This is a genomic window from uncultured Caulobacter sp., assembly GCF_937900395.1.
Lineage (GTDB): Bacteria > Pseudomonadota > Alphaproteobacteria > Caulobacterales > Caulobacteraceae > Caulobacter.
In genome coordinates this window covers 29,776-52,680 of record NZ_CALCDX010000242.1, presented here as the reverse complement: position 1 = coordinate 52,680, position 22,905 = coordinate 29,776, and the positions used below count along the sequence as shown (strand labels likewise).

General features: G+C 67.4%; 19 protein-coding genes. 8 read left to right on the top strand and 11 right to left on the bottom strand.

Annotated features, from left to right (window positions below; translation table 11 throughout):
* Positions 1-15 precede the first annotated feature (15 nt).
* The 4 genes from Q0379_RS22510 to Q0379_RS22495 are packed head-to-tail and all read left to right on the top strand — an operon-like array spanning position 16 to position 3,539.
* Positions 16-969: a sugar phosphate isomerase/epimerase gene (locus tag Q0379_RS22510; RefSeq protein ID WP_299017018.1), complete on the top strand. Its 954-nt coding sequence runs from the start codon at positions 16-18 to the stop codon at positions 967-969.
* Entirely contained in the window at positions 969-2,099 is a 1,131-nt protein-coding gene (locus tag Q0379_RS22505) for a Gfo/Idh/MocA family oxidoreductase (RefSeq protein WP_299017013.1), read from the top strand. Before Q0379_RS22510 ends, Q0379_RS22505 begins: the two co-directional genes overlap by 1 nt.
* On the top strand, positions 2,099-3,154 hold the full coding sequence (locus tag Q0379_RS22500) for a sugar phosphate isomerase/epimerase (protein WP_299017010.1): 1,056 nt from the start codon (positions 2,099-2,101) through the stop codon (positions 3,152-3,154). The genes Q0379_RS22505 and Q0379_RS22500 overlap by 1 nt, the downstream gene beginning before the upstream one ends.
* Positions 3,155-3,179: 25 nt before the next feature.
* Positions 3,180-3,539 (top strand): c-type cytochrome, encoded by a 360-nt coding sequence (locus tag Q0379_RS22495; RefSeq protein WP_299017007.1) that lies wholly within the window; start codon positions 3,180-3,182, stop codon positions 3,537-3,539.
* A 16-nt stretch (positions 3,540-3,555) separates the two neighbouring features.
* Here Q0379_RS22495 and Q0379_RS22490 read toward each other — a convergent pair whose 3' ends face one another.
* The gene (locus Q0379_RS22490; RefSeq protein WP_299017004.1) at positions 3,556-4,383 is read right to left on the bottom strand and encodes a DUF1080 domain-containing protein; all 828 of its coding nucleotides are present in this window, start codon (positions 4,381-4,383) and stop codon (positions 3,556-3,558) included.
* Positions 4,384-4,559: 176 nt separating this feature from the next.
* Here Q0379_RS22490 and Q0379_RS22485 point away from each other — a divergent pair, with 176 nt between their 5' ends.
* Positions 4,560-6,299: a GMC family oxidoreductase gene (locus Q0379_RS22485; protein WP_299017001.1), complete on the top strand. Its 1,740-nt coding sequence runs from the start codon at positions 4,560-4,562 to the stop codon at positions 6,297-6,299.
* Positions 6,299-6,865: a gluconate 2-dehydrogenase subunit 3 family protein gene (locus Q0379_RS22480; protein ID WP_299016998.1), complete on the top strand. Its 567-nt coding sequence runs from the start codon at positions 6,299-6,301 to the stop codon at positions 6,863-6,865. The genes Q0379_RS22485 and Q0379_RS22480 overlap by 1 nt, the downstream gene beginning before the upstream one ends.
* Positions 6,866-6,873: 8 nt before the next feature.
* Here the strand turns inward: Q0379_RS22480 and Q0379_RS22475 are convergent, their stop codons facing one another.
* The 7 genes from Q0379_RS22475 to Q0379_RS22445 all read right to left on the bottom strand — a co-directional run bounded on the left by Q0379_RS22475 (position 6,874) and on the right by Q0379_RS22445 (position 13,410).
* A complete protein-coding gene (locus tag Q0379_RS22475; RefSeq protein ID WP_299016995.1) occupies positions 6,874-8,229 on the bottom strand; it encodes an alginate export family protein in 1,356 nt (451 codons plus the stop codon).
* Positions 8,226-8,924: a YoaK family protein gene (locus Q0379_RS22470; protein ID WP_299016993.1), complete on the bottom strand. Its 699-nt coding sequence runs from the start codon at positions 8,922-8,924 to the stop codon at positions 8,226-8,228. Before Q0379_RS22470 ends, Q0379_RS22475 begins: the two co-directional genes overlap by 4 nt.
* Positions 8,921-9,349 (bottom strand): DoxX family protein, encoded by a 429-nt coding sequence (locus tag Q0379_RS22465; RefSeq protein ID WP_299016990.1) that lies wholly within the window; start codon positions 9,347-9,349, stop codon positions 8,921-8,923. The genes Q0379_RS22470 and Q0379_RS22465 overlap by 4 nt, the downstream gene beginning before the upstream one ends.
* Before the next feature lies 1 nt (position 9,350).
* Positions 9,351-11,210: an amidohydrolase gene (locus Q0379_RS22460; RefSeq protein ID WP_299016987.1), complete on the bottom strand. Its 1,860-nt coding sequence runs from the start codon at positions 11,208-11,210 to the stop codon at positions 9,351-9,353.
* 86 nt (positions 11,211-11,296) lie between these two features.
* Positions 11,297-11,554, bottom strand: coding sequence for a DUF1427 family protein (locus Q0379_RS22455; protein ID WP_299016984.1), 258 nt, complete (start codon positions 11,552-11,554; stop codon positions 11,297-11,299).
* A 52-nt stretch (positions 11,555-11,606) separates the two neighbouring features.
* The gene (locus Q0379_RS22450) at positions 11,607-12,263 is read right to left on the bottom strand and encodes a hydrolase (protein WP_299016982.1); all 657 of its coding nucleotides are present in this window, start codon (positions 12,261-12,263) and stop codon (positions 11,607-11,609) included.
* Between the two features lie 310 nt (positions 12,264-12,573).
* Positions 12,574-13,410 (bottom strand): alpha/beta hydrolase, encoded by an 837-nt coding sequence (locus Q0379_RS22445; RefSeq protein WP_299017068.1) that lies wholly within the window; start codon positions 13,408-13,410, stop codon positions 12,574-12,576.
* A 458-nt stretch (positions 13,411-13,868) separates the two neighbouring features.
* Here Q0379_RS22445 and Q0379_RS22440 point away from each other — a divergent pair, with 458 nt between their 5' ends.
* Positions 13,869-16,901 carry a sensor histidine kinase gene (locus Q0379_RS22440; RefSeq protein ID WP_299016979.1) on the top strand — a complete coding sequence of 1,011 codons (3,033 nt, stop codon included), beginning with the start codon at positions 13,869-13,871 and terminating at the stop codon, positions 16,899-16,901.
* Positions 16,894-17,517: a response regulator transcription factor gene (locus tag Q0379_RS22435; RefSeq protein ID WP_299016976.1), complete on the top strand. Its 624-nt coding sequence runs from the start codon at positions 16,894-16,896 to the stop codon at positions 17,515-17,517. The genes Q0379_RS22440 and Q0379_RS22435 overlap by 8 nt, the downstream gene beginning before the upstream one ends.
* A gap of 60 nt (positions 17,518-17,577) precedes the next feature.
* Here Q0379_RS22435 and Q0379_RS22430 read toward each other — a convergent pair whose 3' ends face one another.
* From Q0379_RS22430 to Q0379_RS22420, 3 genes are read right to left on the bottom strand one after another with little or no spacing between them, the layout of a single operon-like run.
* On the bottom strand, positions 17,578-18,981 hold the full coding sequence (locus tag Q0379_RS22430) for a glycoside hydrolase family 30 beta sandwich domain-containing protein (RefSeq protein ID WP_299016973.1): 1,404 nt from the start codon (positions 18,979-18,981) through the stop codon (positions 17,578-17,580).
* On the bottom strand, positions 18,981-21,266 hold the full coding sequence (locus Q0379_RS22425) for a beta-glucosidase (RefSeq protein ID WP_299016970.1): 2,286 nt from the start codon (positions 21,264-21,266) through the stop codon (positions 18,981-18,983). Before Q0379_RS22425 ends, Q0379_RS22430 begins: the two co-directional genes overlap by 1 nt.
* A 17-nt stretch (positions 21,267-21,283) precedes the next feature.
* Positions 21,284-22,828: a tryptophan halogenase family protein gene (locus Q0379_RS22420; protein ID WP_299016967.1), complete on the bottom strand. Its 1,545-nt coding sequence runs from the start codon at positions 22,826-22,828 to the stop codon at positions 21,284-21,286.
* Positions 22,829-22,905: the final 77 nt, after the last annotated feature.

The following is a 22,905-nucleotide window of genomic DNA, read 5'->3' as shown; positions in this document are numbered from 1 at the left end:
CGAAAGGAAAGCCTCGTGCGCACGATTTCCAACGAAACCCGAGCCGCCGCCCTTTCTCGACGTGGGCTCCTCGCCGCCGGCGCGGCCGCCATGACCTCAGCCTGGACGAGCGCCGCCAGCGCGGCTCAGGCCAACTTCTTCCAGCGCCGCAAGCTGCCGCTGGGCATCCAGCTCTACAGTCTGGGTCCGGATCTGGCCAAGGAGCTCGATACGCAGCTGGCGACGGTGTCCAAGATCGGCTTCAAGACGGTCGAGCTGGCCGGCTATCTCGGCCGCACGCCGGCCGAGCTGCGCGCCGCTTTCGATCGCGCGGGCCTTTCCTGCACCAGCGCCCACGTCCAGCCCAAGGGCGCCGGCGCCGCGTTTAGCGGCGATCTCGCCAAGCTGGCCGATGACCTGCGCGTGATCGGCGTGAAGACGGCGATCATGCCGATCCTCTACATCCCGGACCGCTTCACCGGCGCGGATCTCCGTCAAGCTGGGATGCAGATGACCGCCGACGACTGGAAGTGGAACGCCGACTTCATGAACCAGAAGGCGACCGTCCTGAAGAAGGCCGGCATCGGCGTCGCCTACCACAACCACAATTTCGAGTTCGTGCCGCTGGGCGACACGACGGGCATGGACATCCTGCTAAAGGGCACGGACCCGAGCCTGGTCTCCTTCGAGATGGACGCGGGCTGGGTGACGGCCGCAGGCCATGATCCGTTCGCCATGCTGAAAGCGCATCCGGGCCGCTTCACCCACATGCACGTCAAGGACATCAAGCCGACGACCAAGTTCAATTTCGAACTGCGCCAGGATCCGACCGAAGTCGGCTCTGGCATGATCAACTGGCCGAAACTGTTGCCGGCCGCTTATGACGCTGGCGTGCGCGGCTTTTTCTACGAGCAGGAGCCGCCGTTCCCCGGGCCCCGCCTGGAATCAGCCAAGATCAGCTTCGACTATCTGGCCAAGGTGGTCGCCTGATGAGCCTGCGGATGGCCATGGTCGGGGGCGGCCCCGGCTCGTTCATCGGTCCGGTGCACCGCATGGCCGCCGAGCTCGACGGACGCATCCGCCTCGTCGCCGGGGTGTTCAGCCGAGACCCGGCCAAGAACGCCCAGGCCGCCGCGGCCTGGGGCGTCGCTCCCGACCGGGTCTATGCCGACCACCACGCGATGATCGCCGCCGAGCGGGCTCGCGCGGACGGCGTCCAATTGGTGTCGGTGGTGACGCCCAACCATCTGCACTTCGACGTCTCCGCCGCCGCCCTGCGCGGAGGCTTGAACGTGATCAGCGACAAGCCGGCCACTCTGAACCTCGCAGAAGCGCGGGAGCTGGCCGCCATCGTCGCGGCCTCGGGCAAGCACTACGGGCTGACCTACACCTACACCGGCTATCCGATGGTGCGCGAGGCGCGCGAGATCGTGGCGCGGGGCGACCTCGGCGCGGTCCGCAAGGTGGTGGTCGAGTACTCGCAAGGTTGGCTGTCCAAGCCGCTGGAGCGCGACGCCGACAACAAGCAAGCCAGCTGGCGGGTCGATCCCACCCAGTCGGGCGTCGGCGGCTGCATCGGCGACATCGGCGTCCACGCCTTCAACATCGCCGAGTTCGTGACCGGCCAGCGGGTCGAGCGGTTGTGCGCCGATGTCGCCACGGTGGTGCCGGGACGCGCCCTGGATGACGATTGCAATGTCCTGCTGCGCTTCGGCAACGGCGCACGGGGCGTGCTGATCGCCTCGCAGATCAGCGCCGGCGCCCGCAACGGCCTGACACTCAGCGTCTATGGCGAGAAAGGCGGCGTGACCTGGTCTCACGAGGATCCGAACGTCTTGACCCTGGACTGGTTGGAAGGCCCCAGCCAGGTGTTGCATGCGGGTTCCGGCTACCTCAGCGCAGCGGCTCGCGCGGTGACCCGCCTGCCCACCGGCCATCCGGAGGGCTTCATCGAGGCCTTCGCCAATATCTACCGCGACTTCGCCGACGCCATTGAGGGCGGGGGGGGCGCGCTGGTTCCCGACATCGCCGAGGGCGTGCGCGGCATGGCCTTCGTCGAGCGGGCCGTCGCCGCCAGCCGCGAGGACGCCGGCTGGGTGAGCCTGGAAGGAGACGCGTGATGAAGACGCTCAAGGGACCCGGCATCTTCCTGGCCCAGTTCATCGGCGACAAGCCGCCGTTCGACAAGCTGGAGACCATGGCAAAATGGGTCGCGGATCTCGGCTATGTCGGCGTGCAGATGCCGACGGGCGGGGCGGACTCGTTCTTCGATCTGGCGCGCGCCGCCGAGAGCCAAGCCTATTGCGACGACATCGCCGGCCTGCTGGCCGACCATGGTCTGCAGATCACCGAACTCTCGACCCACCTGCAGGGTCAGCTGGTCGCGGTGCATCCGGCCTATGACGAGCTGTTCGACGGCTTTGCCCCGCCGGAGCTGCGCGGCAAGCCGAAGGAGCGCCAGGAATGGGCGGTCGGTCAGGTCAAGGCCGCCGCCGTCGCCAGTCGACGCCTCGGCTTGAAAGCCCACGCCACGTTCTCGGGCGCGTTGGCTTGGCCGTATTTCTATCCCTGGCCGCAACGGCCCGCGGGCTTGGTCGAGGAAGCCTTCGCCGAGCTCGGTCGTCGCTGGAAGCCGATCCTGGACGTCTTCGAGGAAAACGGCGTCGACGCCTGCTACGAGATCCATCCGGGCGAAGACCTGCACGACGGCGCGACCTTTGAGCGGTTCCTGGACGAGGTCGGCGGCCATCCGCGCGCCAACATCCTCTACGATCCCAGCCATCTCGTCCTGCAGCAGCTGGACTATCTGGGCTACATCGACCGCTACCACGAGCGCATCAAGGCGTTCCACGTCAAGGACGCTGAGTTCAGGCCTTCGGCCCAATCGGGCGTCTACGGCGGCTATCTGGGCTGGATCGACCGACCGGGACGGTTCCGCTCGCTGGGTGACGGTCAGGTGGACTTCCGAGCCATTTTCTCGAAGCTGGCCCAGTACGATTACGACGGCTGGGCGGTGCTGGAGTGGGAGTGCGCGTTGAAGCATCCCGAGCAGGGCGCTCGCGAAGGCGCGCCCTTTATCCGCGACCACATCATCCAGGTGACCGACAAGGCGTTCGACGATTTCGCCGGCGGCGCTTCGGATCCTGGTCGTAACCGCCGCCTCCTTGGCCTCTAATGCGCCCGATCCGACGGAGTACTCGATGAAGTTCCAGCTTACCTTCGCCATTGCCGCAGGCCTGGCCACCAGCGCGGTCGCCGCGCCCCCCACGGGCGAGCAGGTGTTCCAGCAGCGCTGCACGGTCTGCCACTCGCTGCAGCCCGCTCCCGGCAAAATGGGGCCGCCGCTGGCCGGCGTGGTCGGTAGAAAAGCCGGGACCGCGCCGGGCTATGCCTACAGCAGCGCCATGAAGGCCTCGGGGCTCACTTGGACGCCTGACAAGCTGGACGCCTTCGTCAAGGCGCCAAACAAGCTGGTGCCAGGCACCAAAATGCTGCTGGGCGCGCCGAACCCCGAAGAGCGCGCGGCGGTGATCCAGTACCTGGGGACTGTGAAGAAGTGAGGATTCTGACGGCGCCTTAGCCCGCCGTCAGCTCCTGGATCTCGATGTCCTTGAACTCGATCGGATGGCCTTCGCTCTGCAGGGCGATGTAGCCTTCGGTCACCCGCTGTGCGCCGCGGGCGAGGATGTATGGCTTGGCGCCGTCGGCCACCGTGTCGTCGGGATCCAGGGTGATGTCGGCGTAGTGGTGGACCACGACGCCGTCGATCTTCTCGAACACCTCGCCGTTCGGCCGTACCTCCAGCTCGGCCTTGACCCAGGTTCCGTTCGGAATCGTCGGCGCGTTGGCGGACGGGGTGCAGTGCTCCTTCACCTTCTGGCCGTCGATGGTGATGGTGACGCCCGGCGTGCAGACCGCGGCGGTCGCACGGCGCCCATCGCCATCCTTGCCCAACAGCTGGAACTCCACCGAGACCGGGAACGACTGGTTGACCGTCATGCTCTCGGGGCTCTGGCTTTGGAACATGATCCCGCTGTTGCTGCGCGCCCAGGCGGGCGTGTCCGGCAGGGCGCCGTCGGCCAGGAATCGGTAAGTCAGGCGGAGGCGGTAGGCTTTGAACGGCGCCTTGTAGAAGAGGTGGCCGAATTGCCCATCCATGGTCTTGTAGCCGGCGTAGGAAACCCGGATCGCGCCGTGATCGACGACGAAGGTCTGCTGGTAGTTCTCGCCCAGCGGATGCTTGGCGATCTTGGGGATCCACCCGTTCAGGCTCTTGCCGTCGAACAGCGGCCTCCAGGGGCCGGCCTTGAGGTCCTGAGAGAGCGCCGGGCTGGCGGCCGCAACCAGACCGAGCGCGAGCGCGACCAGGCGGACGCCCCGCGCCTTGGCGGACAAGATGGTCATAGTGCTTTCTTCCTCCCGGACGCCCACTTTTCGCGATCGAATGTCGAGCTTTCTTGCAATGTAACCCATTTCATGGAAGCCTCCAGGCAAGAATGATGGGTTCCATCCAGGGTTGGCGTCGCGTTGCGTAAAGCATGCCGGCGCGGTCTGGCGAGCGGACCGCAAAGGGAGCGAACATGGCCAACCTGAACGGTCGCGCGCGTCGTAAGAACACCTACGACGCCATCGTGGTGGGCAGCGGAATCACCGGCGGCATCGCCGCCAAGGAACTGACGGAAAAAGGCCTCAAGGTTCTCGTGCTGGAGCGCGGACGCATGGTGCGTCACCTCGAGGACTATCCGACCGCCACCCTCGATCCCTGGCAGACCAAGTACCCGCAAGGGCAGTTGCCGCCAGATGAGCTGGCCGAGCGCTACAAGGTGCAGCGGCGCACGGGCTACACCATGACGGAGTACACCCAGCACTTCTTCGTCCGGGACGACACCAATCCCTATACCGAGACCAACCGGTTCGACTGGATTCGCGGCTATCATGTCGGCGGCCGCTCGCTGACCTGGGGGCGGCAGAGCTATCGCCACAGCCCGATCGACTTCGAGGCCAACGCCCGCGAAGGCATCGCGGTCGATTGGCCGATCCGCTACGAGGACCTCGCGCCGTGGTACGACCACGTCGAGCGCTTCATCGGCGTCTCGGGGCAAGCCGAGGGCCTGCCGCAGCTCCCCGACGGCGTCTACCAGCCGCCGATGGAGATGAACTGCGTCGAGAAGGCCTTCAAGGCGAAGTCCGAAGCGCGCTTCCCCGAACGGCGGATAACCATGGGCCGCACCGCCCACCTGACCGCGCCGACCGAGGAGCAGCTCAGCCTGGGCCGCACCAAATGTCAGTACCGCAACATGTGCATCCGCGGGTGTCCGTTCGGCGGCTACTACAGCTCGAATTCCGGCGGTCTGGTCGCGGCCGAGCGCACGGGCAATCTCGTCATCCGCCCGAACTCTATCGTCACCGAGCTGATCTATGACGAGAAGGCCGGCAAGGCCACCGGCGTGCGGATCCTGGATGCGACCACGCGCAAGGACGAGGAGTTCTACGCAGACGTCGTGTTCCTCTGCGCCTCCGCGCTGAACTCGGCGTGGATCATGATGAACTCGACCAGCTCGCGCTTTCCGAATGGTTTCGGAAACGGCAGCGACCAGCTGGGCCGCAACGTGATGGATCACCATCTGGGCGTCGGGGCCAGCGGCGAGGCCCCCGAATTCGCCGACATGTACTATTCCGGCCGGCGGCCCAACGGCATCTATGTGCCGCGTTTCCGCAACCTCGGCGACGCCGCGACCAAGAGGTCCGACTACCTGCGCGGCTTCGGCTACCAGGGCGGCGCGTCTCGTCCGGGCTGGGAGCGCGACCTCCGGAAAGCCGGGCGCGGTTTCGGCGCGGAGCGCAAGGCCGCGCTCAGCCAGCCAGGCCCATGGAGCATGGGTTTGGGCGGCTTCGGCGAAATCCTGCCCTACGAGGACAATCGCGTCACCCTGAACCGTGATCTGAAGGACGAGTTCGGCCTGCCGACCCTGACCATGAACGTGACCATGCGCGAGAACGAGCTGGCGATGCGGAAGGACATGCAGAACGCCGCGGCCGAGATGCTCGAGGCGGCGGGCTTCAAGAACGTGCGCGGCTATGACAGCGGCTTCGCGCCGGGCCTGGGCATCCATGAGATGGGCACCGCCCGGATGGGCCGCGATCCCAAGACCTCGGTCCTGAACGCCCACAACCAAGTCCATGAGTGCAAGAACGTCTATGTGACGGACGGCGCGGCCATGACCTCGGCCTCGTGCGTGAATCCGTCCCTGACCTACATGGCGCTGACGGCGCGGGCGGCCGACCACGCGGTGAAGGCTCGCAAGCGGGGAGATCTGTGATGCTGCACCGACGAGACGCTCTCAAGGGTCTGGCGCTCACGGTCGGCGCGGCGGCGACCGGTTGGGCCAGCCGCGCGGCCGCGGCCGCGCCGACGCTCGGCTGGACGCCCACGGCGCTGACCAGCGACCAGGCGCGTCTGGTCGACGTGGTGGCCGAACTGATCATCCCGACGACGGATACGCCAGGGGCGCGCCAGGCCGGCGTGCCGCAGTTCATCGACCGCGCCCTGGCCAACTATTGCGACAAGACCCAGAAGGACCTGCTGATCGGCGGTCTCACGCGTATGGACGCCGACGCCCGCGCATCGCACGGCGACGTCTTCGCGGCGCTGAAGCCCGAGCAGCAGGTCGCGATGCTGACCGCGTACGACCAGGAAGCCGCGGTCGCCAAGGGCCAGAACCCCAGCCAGCCGCATTTCTTCGCGGCCCTGGAGGACTGGGTGACGGTGGGCTACTTCACGTCCGAACCCGGCGCCACGATCGCCTTGAAATATGATCCTGTGCCGGGCGCCTATCACGGCTGCATCCCGCTGGCCGAGGTCGGGCGCGCCTGGGCGACGCGCTAGCCGGCCGGTCAGAACCGGAACTGGGCGAACAGCACCGCAAGCTTGGTCGGCTTGCCGCCCAGCGCTCGCACCGCCGGGCCGGCGTCCTGCCGCGCAAGCTGCCCCTGAAGTTTCAGGTTGCGGTTCACCTGCCAGGTCGCATCCAACTGCACGGCGTCGCCGACGTCCTTGGGTTGGCCGCTGCGCGCGGCGGCCAGTGGAACGAGCGGCTGAAGGTAGATCGCGTCGGCGCCGGTCCACAAGCGGTGGACCGTATAGCTGGCCTCGACGCTGACGGCCTTTATCGGCGTCACGCCAAGGCTGGCGCGGGCGGCCGCCAGGTTTCCCCAACTGAAAAGACCCGTCTCGTTGAAATAGGCGCCCTTCGGGAACATCGGGTTGAAAGTCCCGAGCTTTCCGTCCGTCGCATCGCGGTCGCCCGAGCCGACATCCAGCCGCAGACCCAGGCGCGGCTTCCAGGGTTGATCCAGCGTGTAACCGCCGCCGGCCGAGGCCGCGAAGGCGCGGATGCGGCGCCCGGCGAAACGGCCGCCCTGAACGACGCCTTCGACCTCGTAATCGACCTGGCCCTCGGCGCCCGACAGCCGCGCGCCAAGATTGGTCCGGCGCTCGTCGCCGGTGATCGTCCCAAAGCGAACGGCGTCGCGCTCGAGCCCCAGGGCGTAGACATCCAGTGTCTGGCGTGGAGACAGGCGCGTTGACGCATAGAGGCCGTAGAAGCGCTGCGTGCGGCTGCGGGTATCGTCGAAGGCGCCGGTCGAGATGACGACGGGCTGCAGATAGAAGGCGTCTAGCTTCAGCTTGCCGGCTGTCCGCGTGATCCGCGCGCCGTCGAAACTCTGGCGGATGTTCGGCGCTTCGCGCACGGCGACGAACCGCTGGGTCGGGTTCAGCTGGAGTTCCTGGCGCCCTAGCCTGAAACGCCAGCCAGAAGCGGGCGTGACGTCGACGAACAGCACCTGGGCGTCGACACCGTCGCGATCGGTCGCGGCGGGCTTGTCTTTCTTGGCGTAGTCCCGGTGAAGGCCAAGCTCGCCATAGACCCTAACGGCCTGGCCCAGGCGCAGGTCGCTGCTCAGCAACAGTCGGCCCAGTGCGAAGGTGTCGGTCTGCGCGCCGCCCAAGCCGAAACGCGGCGTGTCGACGCCGTCCAACCGCAGGCGGGCTTCGCCACCGAAGCTGAGATAGGCGTCGTCGCCCACGGGGACGTAACGCAGCGGATCGAGTCCGGTGCGGTTGGTCGCTTTGCGCAGATAGCCATAGTCCTCGTCGGACCGCACGAGCTTGAAGGCGGACGGCTCGGACGCTTGAGCAGCGCCAGCGCTCGCAAGCGCGGCCAGCAGAACCGGCGCGGCCCGCTTCACGACCGCTCTCCGCGCAGCGCGTGCAGCGCCGCCAGGATGGCGACCACGACGCCCCCAAGACCGAGACTCCAGGGGCCGGCGAACAGCACGCCGAGCGCGCCGCCCATGGCGCCGAGGGCGAAGGCCAGCACCGGCGGCCAGGTCTTGCGAATCCGAGCCTTCAGCGCCTCGTCCGGCCGGCCGCGCGCGACGGCGAGGTCGACGATGTCGATCGCGATCTGGGTGACGTTCCCTGTCATCATGGTCGTGGGCGCCAGATGGGCGAAGACGACGCGAGCGGCGACGTTCTGGACCGCCATGGCGACCACGCCGACCAAACCGGCCAACATGACTCCCGGCGCGTTGGCGCCGGCGGCGGGCAGGGCGCGGGCGGTCAGCAGCATGAAGGCCAGCAGCAGGACAGCCTGCAGCCCCAGCACCAGCACCTCGCACGGCTGTCCCTTGGCGTGGCGCCAGCGGATCAGGGCGTAGGCGGCGGCGGCGGTCGCGATGAACACCGGCAGGGCCAACAGCTTGGTCGCAAGGCCGCTGGCGTCGCCGGCCAGGCCGACACCGAGCATGACGATGTTGCCGGTGGCGTGGGCGACGAACAGGCCAAACAGCAGCACGAAGCCGATCACATCCACATAGCCGCCGACAAAGGCCATGCTCATGCCAGTCACGCCGGCCAGACGAACGGGACGCTGGGGGCTCACGCGGCACGCTCCCGACGATCGAGCAACGCGACCAGGACGAAGCCGCCGATCAGGCCGATGTGCTCGACGAAGGCGTTCATGGCCATGAAACGGTCCTGACCGGCCGGCATCGCCCAGAAGGCGTTGGCCTTGATCGCCGCCAACAAGGTGAAGACGCCCAGCATGCCCGCGCCCAGCCACAGCCAGCGACGGGTCAGGATCAGCAAGGGGCCGACGATCTCGACGGCGATGGTCGCAACCGCCCAGAAGGTCGGCGGGGCCATGCCGAAGTGGGCCTGCTCAGCCACCGCGCCGGGGAAGTCGGCCGTCTTGACGACCGCGCCCAGCAGGTAGGCGCTGACCAAGGCGAGGCGGGCCAGGGGGGCGGTCTGCGGCCAGTCGAGGACGGCCGCCACCCAGCGTGGAATGTCTCGCGAGCGGGTCACGTCACACCGCCCAGCAGCCGCACCCCATGACGCCCCAGAAGGAGCGCGCATCGGATGTGGGGGCTTCGCGGGCGTAGGCCGCCGCGTGGTCGTGTCCGTGGACGTTGCAGCTGCTGGCGCAGCCGCAGGCCGAGGCCAGGGCCCGAGCATGGCCGCGCGAACGGTCTTGGTAGCCGCCGAAGGTTCGCACCGGCGACCAGTCGGGCATTGGCGGCGGCAGCACCGGCGCCAGCTTGCCGAAATCGCCTTCGCCATGGACGACCTTGCCGCCCAGCAGGGTCAGGACCGACGACAAGTGCGGGATCTCATCCTCGGGGACCGTCAGGTAGTCGTCGCTGAGCACGGCCAGGTCGGCCAGCTGGCCGACGGCGATCTGGCCTTTCTTGCCTTCCTCGTTGGAGAACCAGGTGTTGGCGGTCGTCCAAAGGCGCAAGGCCTCCTCGCGGTCGACGCGGTTGGCCGGCGGATAGAGGCGCGTGCCGCCGACCGTCTTGCCGGTCACCAGCCAGTTCAGCGAGACCCACGGGTTGTAGCTGGCGACGCGGGTGGCGTCGGTGCCGGCGCCGACCGGGATCCCGGCCTTCAGCATCTTGCCGATCGGGGGCGTGGCCTCGGCGGCCTTGGCCCCGTAGCGCTCCATGAAGTACTCGCCCTGATAGGCCATGCGATGCTGTACGGCGATGCCGCCGCCCAGGGCCGCGATCCGGTCGATGTTGCGGTCGCTGATCGTCTCGGCGTGGTCGAAGAACCAGTGCAGGCCGTCGAACGGCATGTCGCGGTTGACCTTCTCGTAGACGTCGAGCGCCCGCGAGATGGTCTCGTCATAGGTGGCGTGCAGCCGCCAGGGCCAGCGGTTCTCGACCAGGTGGCGGATCACCGGCTCGAGGTCGCTTTCCATGTTGGCCGGCATCTCGGGACGCTCGACCCGGAAGTCCTCGAAGTCGGCGGCGCTGTAGACCAGCATCTCGCCCGCGCCGTTGTGGCGGTACTTGTCGTCGCCCTGGCCGGGCTTGACCTGCTTGGACCAGCTCTGGAAGTCCGACAGCTCGGCCTTGGGCTTTTGGGTGAAGAGGTTGTAGCTGATCCGCAGGGTCAGCTGGTCGTCGGCGTGCAGCTTCTCGATGATCTCGTAGTCGTCGGGATAGTTCTGGAAGCCGCCGCCGGCGTCGATCACCCCGGTCACGCCCAGACGGTTCATCTCGCGCATGAAGTGGCGGGTCGAGTTCAACTGGTACTCAGGCGGCAGCTTGGGGCCCTTGGCCAGGGTGGCGTAGAGGATCGTCGCATTCGGCTGGGCCAGCAGCAGGCCCGTCGGTTCGCCCGAGGCGTCGCGCTGGATCTCGCCGCCCGGCGGGTTGGGCGTGTCCTTGGTGTAGCCGACGGCGCGCAGGGCCGCGCGGTTGAGCAACGCACGATCATAAAGATGGAGAATGAACACCGGCGTCTCGGGCGCGGCGGCGTTGATCTCGTCCAGGGTGGGCAGGCGCTTCTCGACGAACTGGTGCTCGGTAAAGCCGCCGACCACGCGGACCCACTGAGGCGGCGGGGTGTTGGCGGCCTGCTTCTTCAGCATGGCCATGGCGTCCGCCAGGGTCGGCACGCCGTCCCAGCGCAGTTCCATGTTGTAGTTCAGCCCGCCGCGGATGATGTGCATGTGGCTGTCGATCAGGCCCGGGATCACCCGGCGGCCCTTCAGGTCGATGACCATCGGGTTCTGCCCGGCGGCGGCGCGAACTTCGCGCTCTTCGCCGACCGCGGCGAACTTGCCGTCGCGAACCAGCGCGGCGTCAGCGCGTGGATTGCTCCGGTCGAGGGTCGTGAACTTGCCGTTGATGAGCAGCAGATCGGCTTGGGCGGACATGGGACCGGACCTCCGAGGATCGGCGAGAAGGGAATTAGGAAGCAGCGCCGCGCCCAGGGCCAGCGCTTGGCGGCGATTAAGCGGCGTCATGCTTGGTCCTCGGGCGCCTTGGCGCCGGCGTGGGGGCCGAGCACGCGGCCGGCGCAGTCGGGCGTCTTCAGATAGGCCGCGACCGGCGCTTTGGTCAGCAGGCGCTTGGCGATCGGGACCGCCTGCTCGCCCAGCAGCATGCCGAGCAGACCCAGCAGCGCGATGGCGGGCGGGGCGGGGGAACGCACGCCCATCAGCGAATAGAGGACGCCTACCAAAAGGCCGGCGCCGATGGACAGGAGATAGGGCTTCATCGCGGCGCTCCGCAAAGGGTGGGCGAGGCGCTCAGGCCTCGCCCGGAAGCGGTCAGTGGCCTTCCGACGCGCCGAACATGGCCTTGGCGTAGGTGACGCCCAGGCCATAGGCGCCGCCGAACTTCTTGGCGACGCCGGTCGTCATGTCATAGGTCTCGGAGCGCGCCCAATCGCGCTGCAGTTCGAGCAGGTATTGCAGCGAGGTCATCGGCTGGGCGCCGGCTTGCACCATGCGGGTGACAGCGCGCTCGTGGGCTTCGTTGGAGACGTCGCCGCAGGCGTCGGTGATCACGAACACCTCGTAGCCTTGCTCCAAGGCCGACAGCGCCGGACCGACAATGCAGACCGAGGTCCAGAGGCCGGCCAGGACGATCCGCGACTTGCCGATGGCGTTGACCTCGGCGATCACCGGGGCGTCCTCCCAGGTGTTCATCGAGGTGCGGTCCAGCAGGCGCTTGCCCGGGAACGGGTCGGTGACCTCTGAGAACATCGGGCCCGAGAAGCTCTTCTCGGCGACCGTGGTCAGAATGGTCGAGACGCCGAAGCCCGCAGCGGCGCTTGCGACCAGGGCGGCGTTGGTGCGCAGCAGGCTGGCGTCGATCGACTTGGTGGCGAAGGCCATCTGCGACTGGAAGTCGATCATGATCAGGGTGTGATCAGCTGGGTTCAGGAGGCGAGCGCCCGGAACGGCCTTGGCTTGCAGGGTCATGATGTCGGTCCTTTTGAAGATTGGCGGACCGTGCCCCGGGCCGCCGTGTCGGTGTCTGATGAGGAGACTGTGCCGGTGTCAGCTCGGCGCATAAATGGAAATGAATGAAACTCATCGTTTCCCATTTATGCCTTTTTCAGACCGAAGACCCGTATCCCAAACGCGGGTTTCCAATCGTCCGAAGAGGACGCCCTCCGGTGTTCGAACCGTGACGAGCCCCAGCACGAGCCAAGGACCGCCGTCACGCGCGTAGGCCTGTTCTACCGGCCGGGTAGGACCTGCTGGGCGCATGACGGCGGTTCCACGTTCGCTACGCCTTGAAGAAGGCCAGCAGGTCGGCGTTGATGACGTCGGCATGGGTGGTCGCCATGCCGTGTGGGAAGCCAGGATAGGTGATCAGCTTGCCGTGCTTGAGCAGCTTGATGGCCTGGCGGGCCGCCGCGTCGATCGGAACCACCTGATCGTCCTCGCCGTGCAGCACCAGAACCGGCACGTCGATCTTCTTGAGATCCTCGGTGAAGTCGGTTTCAGAGAACGCCTTGACGCAGTCGTACAGCGGCTTGACACCGGCTTGCATGCCCTGGCGCCACCAGTTGTCGATGATCCCCTCGGAGACCTTCGCGCCCGGCCGGTTAAAGCCGTAGAACGGGCCGGCGGCGACGTCGCGGAAGAATTGGGCGCGGTTGAAGGCCGTGCCATTGCGGAAGCCATCAAAGACCTCCATGGGCAGGCCGCCAGGGTTTGCCGCCGTCTTCAGCATGATCGGCGTTACCGCCCCGACCAATACCGCCTTGCCAACGCGGCCGGGCTTGGCGCGCGCCACATAGTGGGCGACCTCGCCGCCGCCGGTCGAGTGGCCGACGTGGAAGGCGTTCTTGAGGTCCAGATGATCGGCCAGAGCGATGACGTCGGCGGCGTAGGTGTCCATCTCGTTGCCGGTGTCGGTCTGGGTGGAGCGGCCGTGACCCCGGCGGTCGTGGGCGATGACGCGATAGCCCTTCAGCAGGAAGAACATCATCTGGTTGTCCCAGTCGTCCGCCGAGAGCGGCCAACCGTGGTGGAACACGATCGGCTGAGCGGTTTTGGGGCCCCAGTCCTTGTAGTAGATCTGCACGCCGTCCTTGGTCGTGACGTAGCCGCTGCTCATGTCGTGAGTTCCTTTGCCTTGGGTTGAAGGCGCGGGCTTGGCCAGCGCCAGGGAGGTGGAGGGCAGGGCGGCGATGGCCGCGGCGCCCGCGCCGGCGGCCAGCACGTGGCGTCTGGTGGCGCGCGTGTTGTCTCGGTCGTGATCAGTCATCTTCGTGTCCCCCGGAGAAGGTTGAGAGCTGATGGAAAAGCCGCGGCGATCAGGGCCCAGACGACGCGCGATGGCGTCGACGGTCTTGTCGGGATCGGTCGTTATCGAGGCGGAGCGTCACGTGACGCGGCGGTCGCGTAAATCCCGGGCGGGTTGGACAGTGGTGACACCAATGGGCGTCGGATCCTCACCAGAATGGCTCTGGCGGAGCCGAACATCGCCAAATGGGTGGGCTTGGCATAGCTCGGTCGATATTGAACACGATGAGCGTCAGCGCTTAGGCAGAGGGTTCAAGGTAGAAGGCGCGCATGGCGAAGGGGTCTGCAAGGATTGGCTGGGCGGCTCTTCTGGTCGCCTTCTTGCTGACGTCGCCGACGCTAGCGCTCGACCCCCAGCGGGCGATCACGCAGTACAAGCACACCCGCTGGACGGTCGAAGATGGTGTCCCGGCGGCGATCGAGGACATCGCCCAAACCCCTGACGGCTATCTCTGGCTGGGAACGCCCTTGGGGCTCTATCGCTTCGACGGCGTGACCTTCGAGCCGCTGCGGCCGCCCCGGCCGACGACTTACAAGCTCAACGACCGCGTTGTTCGGCTGATGGTCACGCGGAACGGCGCGCTCTGGGTCGGCTACGAAGAAGGCGGCCTGGCTGTCATTGAGAAGGGCAAGATCAGGCTCGTCTTCGACCCGAGGATCTTCCGCTCGGTGGTCCACTCCCTCGCCGAGGATCAGGACGGCGCGATCTGGGCGACCACGTCCAATCCGAACGCCAAGGTGGTCAGGTTTTCGAACGGCGCCTGGGAGATCCTCGACCCGCTGATCGATATGCCGGACCAGGCCGATTGGGTGTTCATCGCTCGGGATGGCGCGGTGTGGATCGCCGGTTCAGGGCGCGTGGCCCGCATGCGTCCCGGAGAGCCCAGGTTCACCACGATCCAGTCTGGCTTTGTCGAGGAGGTCGCGCTGGCCGAGGACCGGCGCGGCTCGATCTGGGCGGCCGACGCCAGGGGCGTGCGGATTATCCAAGGCCCAGGCGCCGGGCAGGTGGTCTACCCCCTGCCGACCGTCAGCCGTCAGACACGCATCTTCTTCGATCGTGACGACAGCCTGTGGGGCGCGCGCCATCCGGACGGCGTCTTGCGCATACGCCCATCGGCGAGCCTCAACAGCGCCACGCCCGCTGTCGACCGCTTTTCGGCGGGGCAAGGCCTCAGCTCCGAAATGGCCTATCGGGCGTTCGAGGACCGCGAGGGCAACATTTGGGTGGGGACCGTACGCGGTCTGGATCGCTTTCGCCCCGCGGCGATCGCGCCCGAGACCGTCGTGCCGATCAGCTCGCCATACGGCTATGGCGTGTTCTCGGACGCCCAGGGCGCCGTCTACGTCTATGACACCGAGACCTTGTACAAGGCCAACCCTGGTCAGCCGCTGAAGCCTCTGATCCGGAGCCTCGGTCCGTTCACCGCCATGTGCGACGCGCCGAACGGCGGCATCTGGATGGGCCTGGGTTCGGAAGTGCTCCGGGTCGACGGTGATCGTGTCACCCGAATTCCCGATCCGCCCTTCCCGAATGTGCAGGTCACGGCCTGCGCGATGGATGCGCAGGGCCATCTGTGGGGCGCGGGCTTCAGGGGCGGCTTGGTGAAGTGGGATGGGCGTACGTGGACGCACGCGATGCCCGAGCCGCTAGGAGTGGCGGTCACGGCGCTGCTGGCGGACTCTCGGGGCCGCATCGTGGCCGACGGCGGCCGCAACGCCGTGCTGATTGATGGCGCGGAGGTGAAGCTGATCAAGACCCTGCCGCGCAGACAAAGGGGCGGGACCATGCCGATGGCGAATGGTCCGCTCGGCGTCATCTCCGGCAGCGACTTCGGCCTAACCCGCTTTCGCGAGACGGGATCGCAGTTCATCTCTCGCGACCGTTTTCCGTTCATAGGTCTAAGTCACGGCTTGGCGCAGACGGCCACCGAGACATGGCTGCTGGGCGCCGCGGGTCTCGTCAGGATGCGGAACGCCGACCTCGAACGGGCTTTCGAGGATCCCAAGGTCGACCTTCCGGCGCGGATCTATGATCTGAAGGACGGTCTGCCGGGGCCGGCCTCGTACAAGTACCGGGCCGATCTGGCGATCGGCGGCGACGGCCGCGTCTGGATGGCGACTACGGCCGGGATCGCCTCGCTCGATCCGGCCCGGTTGCCATTCAACACAGTCGCCCCGCCGGTATCGATCAAGAGCGTTCTGGTGGACGGCAAGCGCGCCACGGACGGATCGCTGGTCGAACTTCCCAAGGGCGCGCGGTCGGTTCAGATTGACTATGTCGGGCTGAGCCTGGCCTCGCCGGAGCGGGTGCGCTTCCGCTATCGGCTCGAGGGCGTCGATGACGATTGGGTCGAGGCCGGCGGGCGTCGGCAGGCGTTCTACACCAACCTAAAGCCCGGCAAGTATGTGTTCAGGGTCCGCGCCGCGAACGCCGACGGCGTTTGGAACGAGGAAGGGGCGAGCGTAACCCTCGATCTTCCTCCCACCCTCGTTCAAAGCCGGCTGTTCCAGTTGTTGTGTGTCGTTCTGGGCCTGGCGTTGCTGGCCGTCGCCTTCCAGTGGCGGATGGGGCGGCTCGCCGAGCGCCTCCAGGCCAGCCTGCGCGAGCGCATCGCCGAGCGTGAGCGGATCGCTCGCGAGCTGCACGACACGTTGTTGCAGGGCGTCCAGGGGCTGATCCTGACCTTCCAGTCCGCCGCCCGCCAGGTGCCCGCCGACCTGCCAGCCCGCAACCAACTAGAGCGCGCGCTGGATCGGGCCGAGGCGGTCGTGATCGAGGCGCGCGACCGCGTCCGTAGCCTGCGCGTCTCGGTCGGCGGAGACCTGTTGACGACCTTGCGGGATGTCGCCGACGCGATGCGCGCCGGAGACTCGGCCGAGGTCGTTACGATGGCGGTCGGCCGTCCTATCGACCTCCATCCCCTGGTGGCCGACGAAGTCGAACGTATCGTGGTCGAAGCGCTGTTCAACGCCCATCGTCACGCCCGCGCCTCGCTAATCGAGGTGATTGTGACGTACGAGAGCGAGCGCTTGCGCATCAATGTTCGCGACAATGGCGTCGGCATCGATCCCGCGGTCCTCGAGGTCGGCGGACGTGACGGTCACTTTGGCTTGGCCGGCATGCGCGAGCGGGCCCGAAAGATCCGCGCCAGCCTAACCGTGCGCGGGCGTCCGGAAGGCGGAACGGACGTGGAGCTGGTCGCGCCGGGCGCGGTGGCCTATGCCCGTCGCCGGATCGGCTGGCCGAGTTGGCTGGTCGGTCCACGCCGTGGCTTGGCGAAGGGAGGGCGGAATGAATGACATCGTATCGATCTTGATCGTCGATGATCACCCTCTCCTACGCGAAGGCGTTGCGGCGGTTCTCGAGGCGGAGCCTGACATCCGCGTCGTGGGCGAGGCGGCGGACGGTCTTGACGCCATCGCCCAGTTCGAACGCCTCCGGCCGGATGTCGTCCTAATGGATCTCCAGATGCCGGGCGTCGACGGCGTGGAGGCGATCGCCGCGATCCGCGCGATCGCGCCGGATGCGCGGGTCATCGTGCTGACGACCTATGCGGGCGATGTCCGCGCCTTAAGCGCGTTGCGGGCTGGCGCCAGCGGCTATCTGCTCAAGAGCAGCCTGAGGCGTGAGTTGATAGACACCATCCGCGCCGTGGTGGGCGGGCAACGCTATCTTCATCCCGAGGTGGCGCACGACATCGCCGTCAACGCTATCGCCGAGCCGCTGAGCGAGCGCGAGATCGATGTCCTCCGGCGTGTCGCCCAAGGCGCCGCCAACAAGGAGATCGCTCGCGCGCTGTCGCTTTCCGAGGATACGGTGAAGGGCCATATGCGGAGCATCTTCAGCAAGCTGGACGTCACGGATCGCACCCAGGCGGTGACGGTCGCCCATCGCCGCGGGATCATCGCTCTCTGACGCGGCTAACAGGTCCCGGCGAAGTCTCGCCGAGCCTGTTCCAGCAGCGCGTTGGAGTGATCACCATGTGAACGTGGCGGCCGCCCTGGCCGGGAGGGACGCCTTGAACCGATTGGCGCCGTCGCCGATCGCGAAGCTGGCGGGCTCGCGCCCGACGTTCAGCACGATCAGCACCCGCCCGCCGTCGCGGTTCTGGAAGGCCACGGTGCGCAGGTCGCCCAGCTTGGCCGGCGAGCCGATCCGAACCGCGCCCGGCTTCACGAACCGGCTGGCGTGGCCGAATGCGTAGTACTCCTGCGTCCGGGTGACCGCGCCGGTCTGGCTGTCGATCGTGACCACGGGACGGCAGTCGCTGCAGCCGCCCTTGTGCGGGCCGAACTTCTCGTCGAGCGCGAGATTCCACATCAAGACGCCGCGCGATCCGCCGCGTGTCGAGCCGATGATCAGGTTCTCGACCATCCACGAGAAGCTGTCGTCGAACTTTGGCGCCCATTCGCCGCCCGAGCATTCGGTCAGGAAGATCTCCTTGTCCGGATGCGCCGCCGTCACCGGACCCTGGGCCGAGACGTCGCCGGCGTAGCAGTGCCAGGCGACGCCCGCGAGGAAGGCGTTGGCCTTCGGATCGGCCAGCACGGTCATCGGCTGCTGGGGCTGGTCCCAGTTGTGGTCCCAGTCGAGGACCTTGGTGGTGATCTTCTCGCGCTGGAACACCGGCGCCAGGTTCTCGCCGAAGAAGCGCGCGCGGCCCTCGGGCTTCCAGCGCATTCCGGGATAGCTGTCCGGTTCGAAATCCGGCTCGTTCTGGATGCTCAGATAGTCGGTCGGCACGCCCAGCTTGGCCGCGCCCTTGATGTAGCGCGCGAAGAAGTCGGCATAGACGGGATAGGCTTCGGGCTTCAGCTCGCCCTGGATCAGGGAGCCCGTGGTCTTCATCCAGGCCGGCGCGCTCCAGGGCGAGTGCATGACCTTGAGATCCGGATTGATCTTCAGCGCCGTGCGGATGGTCGGGAAAACGTACTGCTCGGGCCGCTCCAGCGAAAAGCGCTCCAGCGCCGGGTCGGGCGCGCCGTTCGGCGTCTCGTCCAGGCTGTAGTGGTCCAGCGAGAAGTCCGAGGCGCCGATCGTGACGCGGGTGAAGCTGAAGCCGAGTCCGCCGTTGGCGCGGCCGAACAGCTCACGAAGCAGGGCGTCGCGCTGAGCGAGCGACAGCTTGTTCTGGATCAGCCAGGCCGAGGCGTCGGTGATCGCCGCGCCGAAGCCGACGATCGACTGGTGACGCTCGCTGGGATCGACCGCGATCACCGGCAAGCCGTCGACGGCATTCGCCGGGACGACGCCCGACGGCGGCTGGGCGGCCAGCAGCTGGCTCTTGTCGCCGGTCGTCACCCAGGCCTGAAGCTTGGGCGCGGCGGCGGCCGGAAAGGCCACCGAGAGCGCCGCGAGGGCGGTGCAGAGCGTGCGCATCAGGGCTTCCTCGACCAGGTCTTCAGATTAGCCTTGCCCGTCAGGACGGGCTCGCCGGCGCTGCGGCCGACATAGAGCGGATAGCTGCCCGCCGCGATCGACCAGCCAGGCTTGGCGACGTCGTAGTCGGCCAGGATGCGCGGCTCGACCGTCAGGGTGACACGCTGGGTCTCGCCGGGCGCGAGGTCGACCTTCTGGAAGCCCGCCAGGCGGACCATGGCCTTGCGCTTGCCGGTCGTGACGTAGAGCTGCGGCGTGTCGGCGCCGGCGACCTTGCCGGTGTTGGTCACGTCGAAGCTGACCTTCAGGCCCGCCGCATCCTCGACCTTGAGGTTCTTGTAGGCGAACGAGGCGTAGGAGAGGCCGTAACCGAACGGGTAGAGCGGCGTCAGCTTCTGCTGGGCGTACCAACGATAGCCGACGGCGGCGCCTTCGACATACTTCACCGGGAAGCTCTTGATGCCAGGGACGTTCTGGCCAGCGCGACGGGCGTCGTCGATCGCGGCCTGTTCGGCGAAGCCTGGCGCGCTGGCGCGCGGCGCCTGGTCGGCGGTCTTGGGGAAGGTCATGGCCAGACGGCCAGACGGATTGACCTCGCCGAACAGCAGGCGAGCGATGGCCTGGCCGCCCCGCTGGCCCGGATACCAGGCCTGCAGCACCGCGCCGACGCGGTCGAGCCACGGCATCAGCACCGGCCCGCCGGTCTCCAGCACCACGACGGCGTTCTTGTTGGCGGCCGCGACCGCGTCGATCAGCGCGTCCTGGTTGTCGGGCAGGGCGATCGAGGGCGCGTCCTGGGCCTCGGTCTGCCAGTGCCAGGCGAAAACGATGGCGACATCGGCGTCCTTGGCCGCGGCGGCTGCCGCCGCCGGGTCCTTGCCGTCGACATAGACCACCTGAGCGCCCGGCGCCGCGGCCTTGATCGCCTCCAACGGCGAGGAAGCGTGCCAGGTGACGCGAACAAACGAGGCGGCTTCGCCGCCGTTCAGCGGGATCTCGACCGGCGCGCCGCCCACCGAGCGGACCTGGGACGAGCCGCCGCCCGAGATCACGCCGACATCGGCGTGCGCGCCGATTAGCACGATCTTCCTGGCCGTCTTAGCCAGCGGCAGGAGGCTGCGGTCGTTCTTCAGCAGCACCGAACCGCGCTCGGCGACCGCCTGGGCGACCTTGGCGTGGGCGTCGTAGTCGATGGGCTGGGCCGTCGTCGGGGTCGGATTGTCCATTAGGCCCGAGGAGATCACCCCATGCAGGATGCGGCGAACCATGTCATCCAGGCGGGCTTGGCTGACCTCGCCCTTGGCCACCGCGGCCTTCAGGTCGTCGCCGAAGAAGATCTGGGTGTCCAGCTCCTGACCTGACTGCTGGTCGAGACCGGCCAGCGCGGCCTTGACCGTGCTGTGCACCGCGCCCCAGTCGGACATGACAAAGCCCGGATAGTTCCAGTCGCGCTTGAGGACCTTGTTCAGCAGGAAGTCGTTCTGGCACGCCCAGTCGCCGTTGACCTTGTTGTAGGCGCACATGACCGAGGCGGGATTGCTCTTCTCGATCGCGAGCTGGAAGGCCAGCAGGTCGCTCTCCCGCAGATCCGCCTCGTCGATCTGGGCGTCCATCACGTGGCGGCCGGTCTCCTGGGCGTTCAGGGCGAAGTGCTTGATCGTCGAGACGATGTGGTTGGACTGCACGCCCTTGATCTGCTCGGCGACCATTTCGCCCGCCAGCAGCGGATCCTCGCCAAGATACTCGAAATTGCGGCCGGCCCACGGGTCGCGGGTCAGGTTGACGCCGCCGGCCAGCAGGACGTTGAAGGTCTTGGCCCGGGCCTCGGCGCCGATCATGGCGCCGCCGGCATAGGCGAGCTTGGGTTCGAAGGTCGAGGCGAGCGCCAGGCCAGAGGGCAGGGCGGTGGCGACGTCGCCCTTGCGCTGCTCGACCTGGTTGGCGACGCCGAGGCTGGCGTCGCTTTCGCGCAGGGTTGGGATCTTCAGGCGCGGAACGCCGGGGACATAGCCGGCCGATGGGATCATGTCGGCTGGAGCGGGCTTGGTGTTGGGCGGGAAGAGGCCGTGCAGGTAGGTGATCTTCTCGTCCAGGGTCATCTGTTTGACCAAGGCGTCGGCGCGGGCCCAGGCCGGGTCGTTGGCGCGCGGCGCCAGCGGAGCGCTGTCTTTTGTCGGCATGACCTCGGCGACGGCCCCCGCGACGGGGGCGAGCGATAGCAACGCCACGGCGGCGGTAGTCCGGCACAGGATCCGCAAGGCGGAAGAAGGCTGGGCGGTCGTCATGGCGTTACTCCGTGCCATCAGGGTGTGGGAACGAGCGGCGTGGCCGCCTGCAGCGCGGCCGGGGGCGGCGCCTCGCAGGTGCGGGCCACGAACTCGGCGTGGCTGGGCATGACGGCGAGGCACTTGCCGATCACCGTCTCAATGTTGCGCAGGTACTGGGCGATGGCCTCGTCCGAGTGCACGCGGACCAGCGGATCGTAGCCGCGCGGAATGACGCCCTGGCCCAGGAACACCTGGATCCAGCTCTCCTCGGTGAAGAGCTCGTCGTCCTCGCGGAACACACGCCCGTTGGCGCGGAACAGGTCCATCTTCCGCTGCAGGGTCGCGGGGACCTCCATGTCCCGGCAGTGGCGCCAGAAGGCGGTGTCGTCGCGCTCGGTGGCCTTGTAGTGCAGGATGATGAAGTCGCGCACGCGCTCGTATTCGAAGTCGGTCTGGCGATTGAACTCGTCGATCGTCGCCTGATCGAAGCCGGCGTCCGGCAACAGCCGGACCATGCGGATCACCGAAGACTGGATCAGGTGCAGGCTGGTCGACTCCAGCGGCTCCATGAAGCCGGCGGCCAGCCCCACCGCCACGCAGTTCTTGTTCCAGATCTTCTTGCGCTTGCCCGTCGTGAAGCGGATGCGCAGCGGATCGGCGCGCTGGGCGCCGTCCAAGTTGGACAGCAGGACGCGCTCGGCCTCGTCGTCGTCGATGAAGCGGCTGCAATAGACGTGGCCGTTGCCGGTGCGGTGTTGCAGCGGGATGCGCCAATGCCAGCCGGCGTCGTGCGCCGTCGAGCGCGTATAGGGCGTGAAGTGTTCCGAGCGTTCGGACGGCACGGCGATCGCCCGGTCGCAGGGCAGCCAGTGGGTCCAGTCCTCGTAGCCGGTCTTCAGGGCCTGCTCGATGATCAGGCCCCGGAAGCCCGAGCAGTCCACGAAGAGATCGGCCGAGATCGTCTCGCCATCGTCCAGCGTAACCGACTGCACGAAGCCGTCTTCGGGGCGCAGCGTCACCTCGACGATCTTGCCTTCGCGCCGCCGGACGCCCCGCGCCTGGGCGTAGGTCGACAGGTGCTTGGCGTAGAGGCCAGCGTCGAAATGAAAGGCGTGGGCGATATGGCCGATCGGGGACTCGCTCATGTCGGCCCGCGCCCGCATGAACTTGTCGCTCAAGGCCATGGCGTTGTTGATCGCCAGATTGTCGAACGGCGGCGCGCAGCCCAGCTCGCGCATGCGCAGCCAGTACTGGTGGGCGCGCAGCCAGCCGAGGTCCTGACCGATGACGCCGAAGCCGTGCAGGTAGCTCTCGCCCTTCCGCCACCAGTTACGGAACTGGATGCCCAGCTTGAACGAGCCTTGCGTCTTGCGCAGGAAGTCGTCCTCGTCGAGGCCGAGCAGTTCATTGAACTTCTTGATGGCGGGGATGGTCGCTTCGCCGACGCCGATCGTGCCGATCTGCTCGGACTCGACCAGGACGATCTCGTAGAGTCCCTGGAATAGGCGCGCGCACAGCGCCGCGGTCATCCACCCGGCTGATCCGCCGCCGGCGATCAGTATCTTCTTGAGCGGTTGCAACCACTCGCCTCCCGTTTTTGGTCAAAGGTCGGGGCCGCTGGCTGAGCGGCCCCGCCTCCGATGGTTCTAGCTGGCGA